The sequence below is a fragment of the Streptomyces sp. H27-H1 genome (assembly GCF_026627445.1).
Taxonomy (GTDB): domain Bacteria; phylum Actinomycetota; class Actinomycetes; order Streptomycetales; family Streptomycetaceae; genus Streptomyces.
In genome coordinates this window covers 1-15,968 of record NZ_JAPNLJ010000071.1, presented here as the reverse complement: position 1 = coordinate 15,968, position 15,968 = coordinate 1, and the positions used below count along the sequence as shown (strand labels likewise).

14 protein-coding genes are annotated in these 15,968 nt (G+C 72.3%); 8 read left to right on the top strand and 6 right to left on the bottom strand.

Annotated features, from left to right (window positions below; genetic code table 11):
- The first annotated feature begins 220 nt into the window (after positions 1-220).
- Together OTB20_RS38705 and OTB20_RS38700 are read left to right on the top strand one after the other, a co-directional pair.
- Positions 221-802, top strand: coding sequence for a GNAT family N-acetyltransferase (locus tag OTB20_RS38705; protein ID WP_267824613.1), 582 nt, complete (start codon positions 221-223; stop codon positions 800-802).
- Between the two features lie 9 nt (positions 803-811).
- Complete coding sequence (locus OTB20_RS38700) at positions 812-1,990, top strand: winged helix-turn-helix domain-containing protein (protein WP_267824612.1); 1,179 nt, start codon at positions 812-814, stop codon at positions 1,988-1,990.
- A 167-nt stretch (positions 1,991-2,157) separates the two neighbouring features.
- Here the strand turns inward: OTB20_RS38700 and OTB20_RS38695 are convergent, their stop codons facing one another.
- The 6 genes from OTB20_RS38695 to mtrA form a co-directional block, all read right to left on the bottom strand.
- On the bottom strand, positions 2,158-2,886 hold the full coding sequence (locus OTB20_RS38695; RefSeq protein WP_267824611.1) for a response regulator: 729 nt from the start codon (positions 2,884-2,886) through the stop codon (positions 2,158-2,160).
- 258 nt (positions 2,887-3,144) lie between these two features.
- A complete protein-coding gene (gene hpf / locus OTB20_RS38690; RefSeq protein ID WP_420716584.1) occupies positions 3,145-3,846 on the bottom strand; it encodes a ribosome hibernation-promoting factor, HPF/YfiA family in 702 nt (233 codons plus the stop codon).
- 361 nt (positions 3,847-4,207) lie between these two features.
- A complete protein-coding gene (locus OTB20_RS38685) occupies positions 4,208-4,987 on the bottom strand; it encodes a ComF family protein (protein WP_267824609.1) in 780 nt (259 codons plus the stop codon).
- Between the two features lie 185 nt (positions 4,988-5,172).
- Positions 5,173-7,014, bottom strand: coding sequence for an LpqB family beta-propeller domain-containing protein (locus OTB20_RS38680; protein WP_267824608.1), 1,842 nt, complete (start codon positions 7,012-7,014; stop codon positions 5,173-5,175).
- Entirely contained in the window at positions 7,004-9,064 is a 2,061-nt protein-coding gene (gene mtrB / locus OTB20_RS38675; protein WP_267824607.1) for an MtrAB system histidine kinase MtrB, read from the bottom strand. The genes OTB20_RS38680 and mtrB overlap by 11 nt, the downstream gene beginning before the upstream one ends.
- Position 9,065: 1 nt before the next feature.
- Positions 9,066-9,755: a two-component system response regulator MtrA gene (mtrA, locus tag OTB20_RS38670; protein ID WP_324290470.1), complete on the bottom strand. Its 690-nt coding sequence runs from the start codon at positions 9,753-9,755 to the stop codon at positions 9,066-9,068.
- Positions 9,756-10,008: 253 nt separating this feature from the next.
- Here mtrA and OTB20_RS38665 point away from each other — a divergent pair, with 253 nt between their 5' ends.
- The 6 genes from OTB20_RS38665 (at position 10,009) to OTB20_RS38640 (ending at position 15,815) form a co-directional block, all read left to right on the top strand.
- Positions 10,009-11,235 carry a glycerophosphoryl diester phosphodiesterase membrane domain-containing protein gene (locus tag OTB20_RS38665; RefSeq protein ID WP_267824606.1) on the top strand — a complete coding sequence of 409 codons (1,227 nt, stop codon included), beginning with the start codon at positions 10,009-10,011 and terminating at the stop codon, positions 11,233-11,235.
- 7 nt (positions 11,236-11,242) lie between these two features.
- Positions 11,243-11,914 carry a DUF4129 domain-containing protein gene (locus OTB20_RS38660; RefSeq protein ID WP_267824605.1) on the top strand — a complete coding sequence of 224 codons (672 nt, stop codon included), beginning with the start codon at positions 11,243-11,245 and terminating at the stop codon, positions 11,912-11,914.
- Between the two features lie 152 nt (positions 11,915-12,066).
- Complete coding sequence (locus tag OTB20_RS38655) at positions 12,067-13,380, top strand: DUF4350 domain-containing protein (protein ID WP_267824604.1); 1,314 nt, start codon at positions 12,067-12,069, stop codon at positions 13,378-13,380.
- Entirely contained in the window at positions 13,377-14,339 is a 963-nt protein-coding gene (locus OTB20_RS38650) for an AAA family ATPase (RefSeq protein WP_267824603.1), read from the top strand. The genes OTB20_RS38655 and OTB20_RS38650 overlap by 4 nt, the downstream gene beginning before the upstream one ends.
- Entirely contained in the window at positions 14,339-15,649 is a 1,311-nt protein-coding gene (locus OTB20_RS38645; protein ID WP_267824602.1) for a DUF58 domain-containing protein, read from the top strand. The genes OTB20_RS38650 and OTB20_RS38645 overlap by 1 nt, the downstream gene beginning before the upstream one ends.
- A gap of 10 nt (positions 15,650-15,659) precedes the next feature.
- Positions 15,660-15,815: a hypothetical protein gene (locus OTB20_RS38640; protein WP_267824601.1), complete on the top strand. Its 156-nt coding sequence runs from the start codon at positions 15,660-15,662 to the stop codon at positions 15,813-15,815.
- Positions 15,816-15,968 lie beyond the last annotated feature (153 nt).

The following is a 15,968-nucleotide window of genomic DNA, read 5'->3' as shown; positions in this document are numbered from 1 at the left end:
GGTCGGGCCTGGCACTGGTTCGTGCACGGGCACGGAGGGTGGGCCCCACCGCAACGGCCATCGTAAGCGAGGACGCGGTCGCGTCGGGAGGCCCGCACTGCCGTGGGGCTGGACTGCCCGGAAATGAGAACGTACGGGGGGCGCCGAAGGTGCCGGTACGGACGGTCCCTCTTACCGAAAAGTGTTCGCCCGGCCTCTTTTCCCGCAGCAGAATCCGTTCATGGAACCGACCACGCTGACCACCGAACGCCTCGTCCTGCGCCCCCACCACCCCTCGGACACCGAGGAGGTGCACGCCGCGTGCCAGGACCCGGCGATACAGCGCTGGATCTCCGTCCCCGTCCCGTACCGGCGCACGGACGCGGAGGCCTTCGTCGCCAGGGTCCCCGTCGGATGGCGCGAGGACACCGAGTACAACTTCGCGGTCCGCCTGGGCGCCGACGGCCCGCTCGTCGCCACCATCGGGATCGCCCCGCGCGGTGCGCACGCCCACGAGATCGGCTACTGGACGGTCGCCGCCCACCGGCGCCGCGGCTACCTCTCCGAGGCGCTGCCCGCCGTGCTGCGCTGGGGGTTCACCGAAGCCGGCTGCGTACGGATGGTCTGGCGCGCCGGAACGGGCAACGAAGCCTCCCGCGCGGCGGCCGAGAAGGCCGGCTTCACCATCGAGGGCATCCAGCGCGGGGGCATGGAACACCGCGGGACCCTGCGGGACTGCTGGGCCGGCGCCCTGCTCCCCTCGGACCTGGGCCTGCCCTCCCGCCTCCCCTACCTGCCCTCGCCTGTCGGCGGCCGGGTCTAGTCTGCGGTCATGACCACCGCCACGCCCCGGCCGACCGTGTCCCTCTCCGGCGACGAAGCCCGGCGGATCGCCCTGCGCGCGCAGGGCTTCCTCGGCGCTCCGGACCGGCGCGGCGGCGTCCGCGGTGTCCTGCGGCACCTGGGCGCCGTCCAGCTCGACACGATCTCCGTACTGGCCCGCTCCCACGAGCTCGTCCCGTACGCGCGCCTCGGCGCGGTCGGCCGCTCCGCCGTCGAAGCCTCGTACTGGTCGGACCAGCACGCCTTCGAGTACTGGTCGCACGCCGCCTGCATCCTGCCGATCGAGGAATGGCCGCACTTCGCCTTCCGCCGCCGGGCCCGCAAGGCGCGCGGCCACCGCTGGCACGTGCTGGAGGACAAGGACCGCTCGACGAAGACGGTCCTGGAACGGCTGGCGGCGGAAGGGCCGCTCACCTCCACCGAACTGGGCGGCGCCAAGAACGGCGGCGAATGGTTCGAATGGTCCGAGACGAAGATCGCGGTGGAGTGGCTCCTCGACATCGGCGAGGTCGTCTGCACCGAGCGGCGCGGCTGGAAGAGGGTCTACGACCTCCCCGAGCGGGCCGTCCCCGGGGCGCTGCTCCACGACGAGCTGGACGACCGCGAGTGCATGCGCCGCCTGGTGACCCTCGCGGGGCAGTCACTGGGTGTCGGCACCCGGTCCGACATCGCCGACTACCACCGGCTCAAGGCAACGGACTTCGACGCGGTGGTCGAGGACTCGGGCCTGGTCCCGGTGGAGGTGGAGGGCTGGTCCAAGCCGGCCTGGGCGGACCCGTCGGCCTTGGCATCGGTCCCCCGCGGCCGCCACCGCACGACGCTCCTCTCCCCCTTCGACTCCCTGGTCTGGGAGCGCCCGCGCACGGAGCGGATCTTCGGCTTCACCCACCGCCTGGAGGCGTACGTCCCCAAGCCCCGGCGGATCCACGGGTACTTCGCGATGCCCCTGCTGGCCGGAGGCAAACTCCAGGGCCGCGTGGACCCGGCCCGCGAGGGCACCACCCTGGTGGCCCGCCAACTCTCCCTGACCACCCCCAAGGCAGCCCGCCCCATGGCCGAAGCCCTCCGCGAAGCCGCCACCTGGGTCGGCTGCGACACCATCCGCATCGACCGCGCGACCTCCCCGACGGAAGCCGAAGCGGTGACCTCAGAACTGACAGCCCTCTGACCTAAACCCAGGACACCCCCAGCCCGGCATCCCCAGCCGTCCGGCGTTTGAGGACCGGGGCAGGGCCGGCCCTGGGAACGGTGGAAGGGAGGGTAGGGGACTCGCCCCGCAGGGCCGGCCCGGCCGCACGGCCCGGGCCGGTCGACCGGCCATCAGGCCACCCGCCCCTACCGAATCTCGAGGATCTTCTCCCGCATCGCGTACACCACCGCCTCCATCCTGGAGTGCAACTGCAGCTTCTCCAGAATGTTCCGCACATGGTTCTTCACGGTGTTCTCCGAAATGAACAACTGCTTCGCGATATCGCGGTTGTTCATACCGGTGGCCACCAGCTTCAAGACCTCGAGCTCCCGGTCGGTAAGCCTCGGCGCCGGCACCAGCCGCCGCTCATCGGTCCGCTGGATCATCGACTTGAACTCTGTGAGCAGCTTCGACGCCATCGACGGACTGATCTGGGACTGCCCGTCCGCCACCGCCCGGATCGCCGTGGCGACCTCGTCCGTCGAGATCTCCTTCAGCAGGTACCCGGTCGCCCCGGCCTTGATCGCGTCGTAGAGGTCAGCTTCCTCATCGCTGATCGTCAGCATGATGATCTTCGCGGAGGGCGCCACCTCCTTGATCGACGTGCACGCCTCGATCCCGCCGCGCCTCGGCATCCGTACGTCCATCAGCACGATGTCCGGCAGCAGATCCGCCGCCTTGTCCACGGCCTCCGCACCGTCACCCGCCTCGCCGACGACCAGGATGTCCTCCTCCTGCGCGAGGACGATCTCCAGCCCGCGCCGGAACAGCGCGTGGTCGTCGACCACGAGCACCCGGATCGGCTCTGCGGCCCGGTTCTCCTCACGGCAGCCCGCACCGTCGTCATCGCGCCCCGGCCCGAAGCTGTCCGCCATCGTTCCTCCCCCTGCACCCGTGTGCTGAGCTGCTGGGTCAATCCGACGAGAGCGGCCGCCGGGTGACTGCCCGACATGATTCCATGCCCGCGCGCGCGATCGGGGGACGATGAATACAGGCCGACCCATACAGGCCACCATTTCGCGGCCGTCACCTCACGCGAGTGCCCCCGCGCCCGCCTGGGCGAACGCGGGGGCACCACAGCGGCGCCGAACAGACGTCCGGAATCAGTCCGGAATCAGTCCGGAATCAGCGGCTCAGCCTCCGAGCGCGCCGCCCGCTCCAGCGCCGTCGAGCTCACCCGAGCTGGACGCCGCGTCGGAGGCGTTGAGGTGGATCACGCCGTAGTCGTAGCCGTGGCGCCGGTAGACGACGCTCGGCATCTTGGTGTCGGAGTCGACGAACAGATAGAAGTCGTGACCGACCAGTTCCATCTCGTACAAAGCCTGGTCGAGCGACATGGGTGCGGCCGAGTGGGTCTTCTCGCGAACGACGAGCGGGCCTTCGCCCTGTACCTCGAGCGATCCGATCCGGGTGGTCGGAATCGCGTCCGCCTTCTCGTCGCCGACCGGCTCACCGTTGCCGTTCAGGGTCGCGGCGTCCGGGACCACGTCGGCCACTTCGGCCGCCGAGAGCCGTCCGCTGCCGCGACGGGTGTGGCGCTTGTCGTGCTGCTTGCGCAGCCGGGCCTCCAGCTTGTCCTGAGCGAGGTCCAGCGCCGCATACGCGTCGGGCGCGGAAGCCTCGGCACGGATCACCGGGCCCCGCGAACGCAGGGTGATCTCCACGCGGTCGGAACGGTCGGCCTGGCGCGGGTTGTGCTCCTTGGACACCTCGACGTCCAAGCTGATCACCTTGGCGTCGAGCTTCTGGATCCGCTCCGGATTCAGCTTCTCGGCCACGTGCTTGCGGAACCGGTCGGGCACCTCGGTCTTACGGCCCTTGACGACGATGTCCACGCAGAACTCCGTTCCCGGATAGCTACGCCTCAGGGGCGAAGCGTCTCCCTTTCGCACCAGACTCCGGTGAACACCGGAGCCTCGGACTTGGCGACTTCCACCTCCTCCTCCCCCATCGGCAAGATCTACACCCCACCGACTTCGGAGTCGAGGGGTACAACCTCTGACACGAAGTTTCCGAAGCGTACAGACGCTCGAAACGTGCGCTCCGATGCGTGGGGCCCAAGGTTCGCCAATTCCTTACAACCGAACATATCCCTCTATGCCGGTTGTCGGCACCCGCTACCGGAACGTACCTCCGTTCAGGTGGCCGCTCCCTCTTACTACCTGCAACGATGCGCCTTCCCACCCAGTTCCAAATCTATTCGCAAGTTTTTTGCTCTGTTCGAGTTGCGGCCGGGCCGGGGCGCACGAAGGAGTCCGCCGGCGCGGCCACCACCGCCGCCACCACGGGTGCCACGACCACCCCGCCCGGCGGCCCGATCCCGGCCGCGCGCAGCGCCCGCGCAGCCTCCACCAGCGTTGATCCGGTGGTGACGAGGTCGTCCACGATCACGATCCGGGCCGCCCCCGCCGTCACCCGGCCCGCGCCGGGCCGCGCCTCAAGGGCCCCCGCGAGGTTCTCCCGGCGCTGCGCCGCCCCGAGGCCCGCCTGGTCGGCCACCGCCCGCCGCAGCCGCAGTACGGGCGCCACGCGCGCGGGCACCCCCTCCCGGCGCAGCCGCGCCGAGGCGGCGAGCGCGATCCTGCGCGCCGGGTCGTGCCCGCGCGCCCGCACCCGGTGCCGCGCGGAGGGCACGGGAACCAGCACCACTCCCCCGTCCCCGGCCCCGCCCGCGCGGACCGCGGCCGCCAGGGCGGCGCCGAGCACGCCGGCCAGCGGCAGCGCCCCGCGCTCCTTGTGGGCCAGTACGACGCCGCGTACGGCCTCCCGGTACGCGGCGGCCGCGTACACCGCGGGCAGCCCGGCGGGGCACGGAGACGGCCGTACCTGGCCCGCCAAGGCCCCGCTGAGCACCGACCGGCAGACCCCGCACAGCACCACGCGCCCGGCCCCGCAGCCGGCGCACGTGGCGGGCAGCACCAGCCCGGCGAGCTCACCGACGAGCACACCGGCCGGCCTGCGCCACCAACTCCGCATGCCGTCCACTCTGCCGGGCGGTGCACAGGCCCCACCACCCCTGTGGACAACCCCGGAAAGGAGCAGGTCGAACCGGGCCGGGACAATGGCCGGACAGGACATGGCCCGGCCCGCCGTCAGGCCTCATCTGCCCCTGTCGGTCCCCGTCAGCCGCCGTCATTCCCCGCAGCTGCCGCGGTTCCCCGTCAGCCCGGGTAGATCGGAGCCCGCCCGCCGGCCACCACCGTGCGCCACTGCGCCCCCGGCGGCAGCCACACGATTCCGTCCTCCAGCGAGGAGGCGACCACCGGCTTCTTCTCGTCCTCGCTCGCGGTGACCGCCACCAGCCCGGCCGCCCCGGGCAGCCCGGCCCCGACCATCGAACCGTCGGCCAGCATGTAGCGGGCCTGCACGATCCCGCCGCTCTCCCGTCCCACCACCAGTAGCCGGCCCCGCGGCGCCCAGCTCAACGCCGTCACGTCCGCCAGCTGAGGCGCGGCCGGGCGCAGCTCGCGCACCGAGACCGCCGAGACGTCGCCCTTCGCGTCGGGCCGCTCGATCCGCCCGATGTACAGGTAGCTGCGGCTCTCCCGCTGCACCAGCAGCGCCATCCGCACCCCGTCGGGCGAGGCCTTCAGCCCCGTGATCCGCCCGCCGTCGAGCCCGGACACCTCGACCCGTTCGCGGGTACCGGTGCCCCCGGGCAGCCGCCACAGCGCCGCGTTCTGCGGGTCGGGGTCCGCGACCCACAGATCGCCCGCCGCGTCCCACGTCGGGGTGGTGAGCCCGTTCGGCTTGGCTCCCTTGCCGGTCAGCACCGGCTGCGGCATCTGTCCGGCGGTGGTCAGGTTGACCACGTACAGACCGTGCCCGTCCTCGGAGACGACCGCGGCGCGCTTCTCGTCGTAGGCGATGGCCGCGGAGCCCACCTTGAAGGCCGGGTTCCCGGACAGCGGCCCGGGGACCGGCGTCGGGGGGTCCTGCTGCTCTTCGCGGTTGGGGTCCAGACTCAGCCGCTGGAGCCGGTCCTCCTCGTCCACGTAGTACTGGTGGCCGGGCGAGAGCGGCCGGTTGGCGATCACGGCCGCGGCCGCCTCGCTGACCCCGCACAGCGAGGACTTTCCGTCGGAGTGGATGAGCTCCACCCGGTCGACCCGCGAGCCCGTCAGATCCTTGACGGTGTAGAGGAGTTGGGTGGCCATCCGCTGGCACTGGGGCTGCGCGACATCATTGGCCTTGCTGTTCAGCGGCACGCGCAAGGTGTTCTGGCCGTCGTACGAGAGGGACTTGGTCCCCTCGCTCAGTTGCGTACCGGTGGGGAAGCTGGACGTGACGACCGGCCCGAGCCACTTGGAGGGGCCGGCCAGCAGCGACGTGACGGTCTGGGTGGTGGGGTCCATCCGGGAATCGGGGTCGTTGCGCTGGCGCACGTAGACGGGGTCGGCGACGAGCGTGCCGCCCGCGAAGTAGTACTTGTTGACCGGCATGTAGATGCGCTGGAAGTCGGACTCGCTGAGGACCAGGCTGCTGGGCGGGGTCGCGATCCGCCACTGCTTGTTCTTGTCCTGGGTGAGCTGGAGGAACTCCTCGTAGCGCCGGTCACCGGTCTCCGGCTGGTACGCGCTGCGCTCGTCCACCGTGGCCAGCATCTTGCCCGCGACCTTGAAGCGGGGGGCCATCGGGTCCTTCTCGCCCTGGACGGAGAAGCGGTCCAGGCCGGAGGAGAGCACGGTGACCGCCGCGCCGGGCTTCCAGTTGTTCGCCGCTTCCTCGGTGAGGTACTTGCGGGCGGTCTGGAGCTGCGGGTCGTCGCTGGTCATGGCCTCCAGGAAGCCGTCCACGATCTCCTGCGGGCTGGCCCGGTCGGCCGGCGGCACGCCGAAGACGCGGACTTGGGAGTCGACGCCCTGGGAGGCCTCCACGGGGCGGATCTCACCATGGTCGGGCATGGAGGCGCAGCCCGCGAGCAGCAGCCCCGCCGCGCCGAAGGCGCAGGTCCTGAGGGTGCGCGGCGTGCGCCACCGCGACCGGCCCGGGTCAGCGCCCATGCGATCCACCCGCTCCGCCGCTTCCGCTCGCTCCACCGGTTCCACCCTCTCGGTCCGTAGCCCCGGCCGCGCCGCCCGCCCGCGCGTTCGCGGACCCGCTGGCGGTCCCGGCGCCGTTGGCCGGCCCGCCCGCCTGCTCCGCCGGCCGGGTGACGACCCGCGCCCCGCTGCCCGGCAGCGCCGTCGGATCGGCCGGTACCGGCATCGCACCCGCGACGGGCGACCTCGGCGGTATCGACGACCGGTCGGCCCGCCCGGCCTGTTCGGCCCGCTGTCCGGCCGCGGTGGAGCCCTCCGCGGCGGCCCTGGCCCGGTTGGCCCGGGAGTCCTCGGGCTCCAGCGGGATCGGCGATCCGCGCAGCGGCTCGTCGGCGGTGCGCGGCAGCGTCAGGCGGAACTGCGAGCCGCCGCCGGGCTCGCCCCACGCCTGGAGCCAGCCTCCGTGCAGCCGGGCGTCCTCGACGGCGATGGACAGGCCCAGGCCCGTACCGCCCGTCGTACGCGCCCGCGCCGGGTCGGCGCGCCAGAAGCGGTTGAAGACGCGGGTGGCCTCGCCGGGCTTGAGCCCGACCCCGTAGTCCCGTACGGCCACGGCTACGGCCCCGCCGGCCGAGGCGAGCCGGACGACCACGTCGCGGCCCTCGCCGTGCTCGACGGCGTTGACGACCAGGTTGCGCAGGACCCGCTCCACGCGCCGGGCGTCGGCCTCGGCTATCACCGGCTGGGTGTCGCCGAGGACGCGGATCCGGGTCTTCTTGTGCTCGGCGAGCGGCTCGGCCGCATCGATGACCAGGCGTACGACGTCCCGCAGGTCGATGGGCTCCGCTTCCAGGGCGGCGGCGCCCGCGTCGAACCGGCTGATCTCCAGCAGGTCGGCGAGAAGCGACTCGAAGCGGTCGAGCTGTCCGGCGAGGAGTTCGGCGGAGCGGGCGGTGATCGGGTCGAAGTCGGCGCGGGCGTCGTGGATGACGTCCGCCGCCATCCGTACCGTCGTGAGCGGAGTGCGCAGCTCGTGGGAGACGTCCGAGACGAAGCGGCGCTGGAGCCGGGAGAGGTCCTCCAGCTGCTGGATCTTGTTCTGGAGGTTCTGGGCCATCTTGTTGAAGGCCTCGCCCAGACGGGCGATGTCGTCCTCGCCGGTGACCTTCATCCGCTCCTGGAGCCGCCCCGCCGAGAGCCGTTCGGCGATTCCGGCGGCCATCCGCACGGGGGTGACGACCTGGCGCACGACGAGCCAGGCGATCCCGCCGAGGAGGACCACGACGAAGAGCCCGGCCGTGGCGATGGTGACCTTGACCAGGTTGAGGGACTCCTCCTCCTGGGTGAGCGGGAAGAGGTAGTACAGGTCGTACGGGTCACCGTTGTTGTCGGTGAGCCGCTTGCCGATGACGAGGGCGGGCTCGGGCAGCTTGTCCCCGGCATCGGTGTAGCGGACCTGCGAGAAGGTCTTGAAGGCGCCGGTCGCCTGGTTGACGCTGCGGCGCAGCCCCAGCGGGACGCTGGCGGTCGGGTCCACGTTGCCGGAGGCGCGAGCGCCGCGGACGCCGAGCGCGCCCCGGCCGGCCGGCTGTTCCTCACCGGTTCCGGTACCGGCCCCCAGAGCGGCAACCTCGAAGGCACTCTGCCCACCACTGGCGAGCTGTTTGACCAGAGAGTTCATCCAGGTACTGGCGTCCCGGCCGACCTGGTTGTCGGAGGCGTCGGGCCCATCCGCCGTATAGGGCGTGTTGGCCTTCTCCTGTGCGACCGCGAACCCTCCCGCGGCCTGGCTCTGCGCGGCCTCCTCCTTGGCGTCGAGGAGGCCCTTGCTGACCTGCGCGATGACCACGAACCCGAGGGCGAGGACCACCGCGAGAGAGATCAGCAGGGTGGCGGCGACCACCCGGAGCTGGATGTTGCGCCGCCAGAGCCGGACAGCCGGAAGCAGCGGCCGGCGTACGAGGCGTACGAACAGCCGCAGCACGGAACCGCCGGGTGCTCCTTCGCGGAGCAGCCGACCGCCCCGCAGCGCTCCCCGGCGGGAGCGGCCACGGGGCTCGCCGGGTGTCATGTCAGCTCGGTCCGGCCTTGTAGCCGACACCGCGCACCGTCACGACGATCTCGGGGCGCTCGGGGTCCTTCTCGACCTTGGAGCGCAACCGCTGGACGTGCACGTTGACCAGGCGGGTGTCCGCCGCGTGCCGGTAGCCCCAGACCTGCTCCAGCAGCACCTCGCGGGTGAAGACCTGCCAGGGCTTGCGGGCGAGGGCGACCAGCAGGTCGAACTCCAGCGGGGTCAGGGCGATGGAGGCGCCCTCCCGCTTGACCGAGTGCCCGGCCACGTCGATGACCAGGTCACCTATGGCCAGCTGCTCGGGCGCGGGCTCCTCCGAACGGCGCAGGCGGGCCCGGATGCGGGCCACCAGCTCCTTCGGCTTGAACGGCTTGACGATGTAGTCGTCGGCCCCGGACTCCAGGCCCACGACCACGTCAACGGTGTCGCTCTTGGCGGTGAGCATGACGATCGGTACGCCAGACTCGGCGCGGATCAGTCTGCACACCTCTATGCCGTCCCGACCGGGCAGCATGAGGTCGAGCAGCACGAGATCCGGCTTCGCCTCCCGGAAGGCAGCCAGTGCCTTGTCGCCGTCCGCTACGAACGACGGCTCAAAACCTTCTCCACGCAGCACAATGCCGAGCATCTCGGCCAGCGCGGTGTCGTCGTCGACGACAAGGACGCGTCCCTTCATGATTGACATCATCCCATTAGCTAATCGTTACCCGGCGGTGAGCTGTCCCACAGCCAAAGGGGCTGGAAATAGTCCCTCGGACCTGCGTGGAGATCAGGGCGCCCAGTGTGCCCCGGATCTGTCCGCCGCACGAAGGCACGAACGGTCCGGGACCCAGCGGAGGGCCTGTCCGTTGCGGACGGCTGGTCCGTTCGAGGTTGTCACATGGCACGATGGCAGCCGGACCAAGCGCCCCGCACCTCGCAGTGCACGTGAAGGAGCGACGATGAACGACTCTCCGGGCTGGGCTACGCCCGGATCCTCCCCGTCCGACGGTGAGGGCTCCCAGGGTACGCAACCGCCATCCGGCGGCTCCGGTGACTCGAAGTGGTCCGCCGAGCAGCCCCCGCCGGGCCAGTGGTCGAGCCCGACCCCGGGCCAGACCCCGCCTGCCCCGCAGCAGCCCCCGGCTCCGCGGCAGGGCGCGGGCTGGGGTTCGTACGGCGGCGGCAACCCGCCCCAGAACGGTGCGCCCGGCGGCTGGGGCAACCCCAACCCGGCGGTGAAGCCCGGTGTGATCCCGCTGCGGCCGCTCGGCATGGGCGAGATCCTCGACGGGGCAGTCACCACCATGCGCAAGCACTGGCGTGCGGTACTGCCGATCACCCTGGTCGTGGCCGTCCTCGTGCAGCTGGTCGGCGTGCTCGTCCAGAAGTACGCGTTTGCCGACGTGGTACTGGACCAGTCGAGCGACGCGCCCCTCGACGAGCAGCTCGACTCCCTCAGCTCCATGGTGGGGCTGTACTCGGCCACCACGTTCATCCAGCTCGTCGGCACCATCGTGGCCACCGCGATGCTCACGATGATCTTCAGCCGCGCGATCCTCGGCCACGGCTCCTCGATCGGCGCCGCCTGGCGCGAGGCCCGTCCGCAGCTCGCCCGGCTGTTCGGCCTGACCCTCCTCCTCGGTATCGGCGCCGCACTCCTCTTCGCCCTGCTGGTCCTGCCCGGCGCCCTGACCGGCCAGGCCTTCCTCGCCGTCCTCGGCGGTCTCATCGCTCTGAGTCTCGTGCTGTGGCTGTGGGTCAGGTTCTCCCTGGCCTCGCCCGCGCTGATGCTGGAGAAGACGTCGGTGCGCAAGGCCCTCACCCGCTCCTCGAAGCTGGTCAAGGGCTCCTGGTGGCGGATCTTCGGCATCACCGTCCTGACGAACATCATCACGGGCTTCGTATCGGGGCTCATCGTCCTCCCGCTGACCCTCGTGGGCGGTCTGCTGTTCGGCGGCGGCCTCGAAGGCATGGCCGACGGCAGCGGGGCCACGAGCTGGGGCTACCTGATCCTGGTGGCCATCGGCGGGATCATCGGACTGACGATCACCATGCCGATGCAAGCGGGCGTCACCGTCCTGCTCTACGTCGATCAGCGCATCCGCCGCGAGGCCCTCGACCTGGAGCTGGCGCGGGCGGCGGGCATCGAGAACTACGGCACCACCACGCCGCCGACCGGAGGCTGACGCGGGGATGAGGAGCACGGGGGGCCTGCTCACCACACCCGCACCACAGCCCACGCCACCGCTCACCATCGGCCGCGAGGCCGCCCGCGAGGCGGCCCGCCACGAGCTGTCCAAGCCGGCGTACCACCGCAACGACCCGGGGCTGTTCCAGCGGGGCCTGGACCACTTCTGGGAGTGGGTCGGGGAGATCTTCGACCGCGCCTCCGGCGCGACCCCGGGCGGAGCACTGGGCCTGGTGGCCATCACCGTGTTCGCTCTGCTCCTCGTCGCCGCCCTGTGGTGGCGCCTGGGCGCCCCGCGCCGCAACCCGGCCCGGACCCCCGCCGACCTCTTCGGGGACGGCCTGCGCAGCGCCGCGGACCACCGCGCCGCCGCCGAGGCACTGGCCGGTGAGGGCCGCTGGAGCGGAGCCGTCCAGGAACGCATGCGCGCCGTCGTCCGCTCCCTGGAGGAACGCACCCTCCTGGACCCCCGCCCGGGCCGCACCGCGGACGAGGCCGCCGCCGAAGCCGCCGTCTCCCTGCCCTCCCACGCCGCGGCCCTCCACGCGGCGGCCCGCACCTTCGACGACGTCACCTACGGCGCCCACCCGGCCGACGCCACGATGTACGCCACCCTCACCACCCTGGACCAGGCCCTGTCCCGCACGAAGCCCCTCCTGACAGGCCCCATGCCATGACCCACCCGAACCCCGGCCCCCCCACGGACCCCCCTCCCGGCACGGCCGTCCCCACCGCGGGCACAACCCCGGCTACGAACGACCCGACCAGGGGCGCAGCCCCCCTGCCCCCTGTCCACGCGGCAGCGACCCCGCCGACCCCGGTCCCGGGCGTGCCCCATTCCTCCGGAACCGGCGCACCCCGCCCCGCCGGGCTCACGGCAGCCGCAGGCACGGCGCCGGCCCCCGGCGCAGCCGTCGCCACGGCATCCGGTGCCGCCGCCACGCCCCGTACGACCGCCGGAGGCACCCGTCCCCGGGACCTCTGGACCCGCGCCCGCGGGTTCCTCGTCGCGCTCGCGGTGCTCCTCGCCGCCGGGCTGGCCCTGGCCGCCCTGAACTCCGGCGCCCGGCACGGGTACCTCGACCCCCGCTCAGCCGACCCCTTCGGCAGTCAGGCCGTCGCCGAGCTGCTGAAGGCCCGCGGCGTCACCACCCGGGTCGTCACCACCGCCGAGGAGGCCGCCGACGCCGCCGGCCCGGACACGACCCTGCTGGTCACCGACCCCGACCGGCTCGGTGAGAGCCAACTCAGCGACATCCGTTCCGCGATCGACCTCTCCGGCGGCCGGACCGTCCTGCTCGCCCCGAGCGTCCTGAGCCTCCCCGCCCTGGCACCGGCCACCCGCACCCACGGCGACTCCCCCGCCCCCGGCACGGACCTCGACCCGGGTGGCACCTGCGCCCTCCCCGCCGCCACCTCCGCGGGCCGCGCCTCGACCGGCGGCGGATACCGCTACTCCACCGGCACCCCCGGAGCCACCGGCTGCTACCCCAGCTCCGGTCACCCCACCCTCCTCGTCCTGCCCACCGGCGTCCGCGGCGGCGACACCGTCCTCCTCGGCTCCGAGACCGTCTTCCTCAACAAGGCCCTCGCCGAGGAAGGCAACGCCTCCCTCGCGCTCCAGCTCCTCGGATCCCGCCCGAACCTCGTCTGGTACCTGCCGTCCCTCGCCGACAGCGAGGCCGCCGGCGACGGCGCCGGCGAGGAGAAGGACTTCCTCGAACTGATCCCCGCAGGATGGAGTTGGGCCCTGCTCCAGCTCTTCCTCGCCGCCGCCGTCGCCGCCCTCTGGCGCGCCCGCCGCCTCGGCCCGCTCGTCACCGAACGCCTGCCCGTCCTCATCCGCGCCTCCGAGGCCACCGAGGGCCGCGCCCGCCTGTACCGCAAGGCGGGCGCCCGCGACCGCGCCGCCACCGTGCTGCGCGCCGCCTCCCGCGAACGCCTGGCCGCGCTGGTCGGCGTACCGGCCGTCCGGGCCCACGACTCCGCGTCGCTGGTCCCCGCCGTCGCGGCCCGCCTCACGGCCGGCCACCCGCACCACCCGGACACCCTGCTCTTCGGCACCACCCCCGCCACCGACGCGGCGCTCGTCGCGCTCGCCGACCACCTCGACGCCCTCGAAAGAGAGGTCCGCACCTCATGACGGCCACCACCGACAGCGCCCGTTCCGCCCTGGAGGCGCTCCGCACCGAGATCGGAAAGGCCGTGGTCGGCCAGGACTCCGCCGTCACCGGTCTCGTCGTAGCCCTCCTCTGCCGTGGCCACGTCCTCCTCGAAGGCGTCCCCGGCGTAGCGAAGACCCTCCTGGTACGGGCCCTCGCCGCCTCCCTCGACCTGGACACCAAGCGCGTCCAGTTCACCCCCGACCTGATGCCCAGCGATGTCACGGGCTCCCTCGTCTACGACGCCCGCACCGCCGAGTTCTCCTTCCAGAACGGCCCGGTCTTCACCAATCTCCTCCTCGCCGACGAGATCAACCGCACGCCCCCCAAGACCCAGTCCTCCCTCCTCGAAGCGATGGAGGAGCGCCAGGTCACCGTCGACGGCACGCCCCGCAAGCTCCCGGAGCCATTCCTCGTCGCGGCCACCATGAACCCGGTCGAGTACGAGGGCACTTACCCCCTGCCCGAGGCCCAGCTCGACCGCTTCCTCCTGAAGCTGACCGTCCCCCTCCCCTCCCGCGAGGACGAGATCGGCGTACTGACCCGCCACGCGGCCGGCTTCAACCCCCGCGACCTGCACTCCGCCGGCATCCGCCCGGTCGCCGGTCCCGAGGAACTGGAAGCCGCCCGCAAGGCCGTCGAGGCCACCAGCGTCTCCCCGGAGATCACCGCGTACGTGGTCGACATCTGCCGCGCCACCCGCGAATCCCCCTCCCTCACCCTCGGCGTCTCCCCGCGCGGCGCCACCGCACTGCTGGCCACCGCCCGCGCCTGGGCCTGGCTCGTGGGCCGCGACTACGTCTCCCCCGACGACGTGAAGGCCCTCGCCCTGCCGACCCTGCGCCACCGCGTCCAGCTGCGCCCCGAGGCCGAGATGGAGGGCGTGACGGCCGACGCGGTCATCACCGCGATCCTCACCCACGTCCCCGTGCCGCGCTGATGGCCTTCACCGGACGCGCCGCCCTGCTCGCGGCCCTCGGCAGCATCCCCGTCGGCGTCCTCGCACCGAGTTGGGAGGGGATGCTCGCGGTCAACGCGCCCATCGCCCTTGCCTGCGCGGTCGATTACGCCCTCGCGGCGCCGGTCCGCACGCTCCAACTGGCCCGCTCCGGCGACACCTCGGTACGCCTCGGCGAATCCGCCGACGTACACCTGACCGTCACGAACCTCTCCCCCCGTACGCTCCGCGCCCGGTTCCGCGACGCCTGGCCCCCGAGCAGCTGGCTCCCGGGTACCGAAGTCGCAGGCTCCCGGCACGCGTTGACGATCCCTTCGGGCGAACGCCGCCGCCTCACCACCCGCCTGCGGCCCACCCGTCGCGGCGACCGCCAGGCGGCCCGCGTCACGATCCGCTCGTACGGCCCGCTCGGTCTGCTCGCCCGCCAGGGCCACCACACCGTCCCGTGGACGGTCCGCGTGCTCCCGCCGTTCGCCAGCCGCAAGCACCTCCCCTCGCGCCTGGCCCGACTGCGCGAACTGGACGGCCGCACCAGCGTCCTGACCCGCGGTGAGGGCACGGAGTTCGACAGCCTGCGCGACTACGTACCCGGCGACGACACCCGTTCCATCGACTGGCGGGCCACCGCCCGTCGGCAGAAGGTCGCCGTCCGCACCTGGCGTCCCGAGCGCGACCGCCACATCCTGATCTGCCTGGACACCGGCCGCACCGCGGCCGGCCGCGTCGGCGACGCGCCACGCCTGGACTCGGCGATGGACGCGGCCCTGCTCCTGACGGCCCTGGCCACCCGCGCAGGGGACCGTGTGGACCTCTTGGCCCACGACCGCCGCCCCCGCGCCCAGGTCCAGGGCCGCTCGGCGGCCGATACCCTTCCGGCCTTCGTCAACGCGATGGCCACCCTGGAGCCGGAGCTCGTCGAAACCGACGCCCGCACCCTGGTCTCCACCATCCTGCGCAGCGCCCCGCGCCGCTCCCTGGTGGTCCTTCTGACCAGCCTGGACGCCGCCCCCATCGAAGAGGGCCTCCTCCCGCTCCTGCCGCGCCTCACCCAGCGCCACACGGTCCTGCTGGCCTCGGTCTCCGACCCCCACGTCGCGGAAATGACCAAGTCCCGCGGCACCGCCGAAGCCGTCTACGAAGCCGCGGCGGGCACCCAGTCCCAGGCGGCCCGCCGCCGCACGGCCGAGCAGCTCACCCGGCACGGCGTCCACGTGGTCGACGCCACCCCGGACACCCTGGCCCCCGCCCTGGCCGACGCCTACCTGGCCCTCAAGGCCGCCGGCCGCCTCTAGTACTGCGGTGGTGCAGACCACCGGAGGTCGGATCGTCCTCACGATGATGAGCCCCACGGCTCACCACGGGCTGAACGTGGTGCGAATACGCCGCCAGATCGAGACCCGGACCCCTGAGGTCATGGCCCTCCACAACACAAACATGGGTGATCCCGCCGACTGGTGAAGCCGGCTGGGTTCCACACGATATGGCCGTAAACGCAGAAAAGCCCCGTACCAGTTTCCTGGTACGGGGCTTTCTACAATAATTGTTCGGCGGCGTCCTACTCTCCCACAGGGTCCCCCCTGCAGTACCATCGGCGCTGAAAGGCTTAGCTTC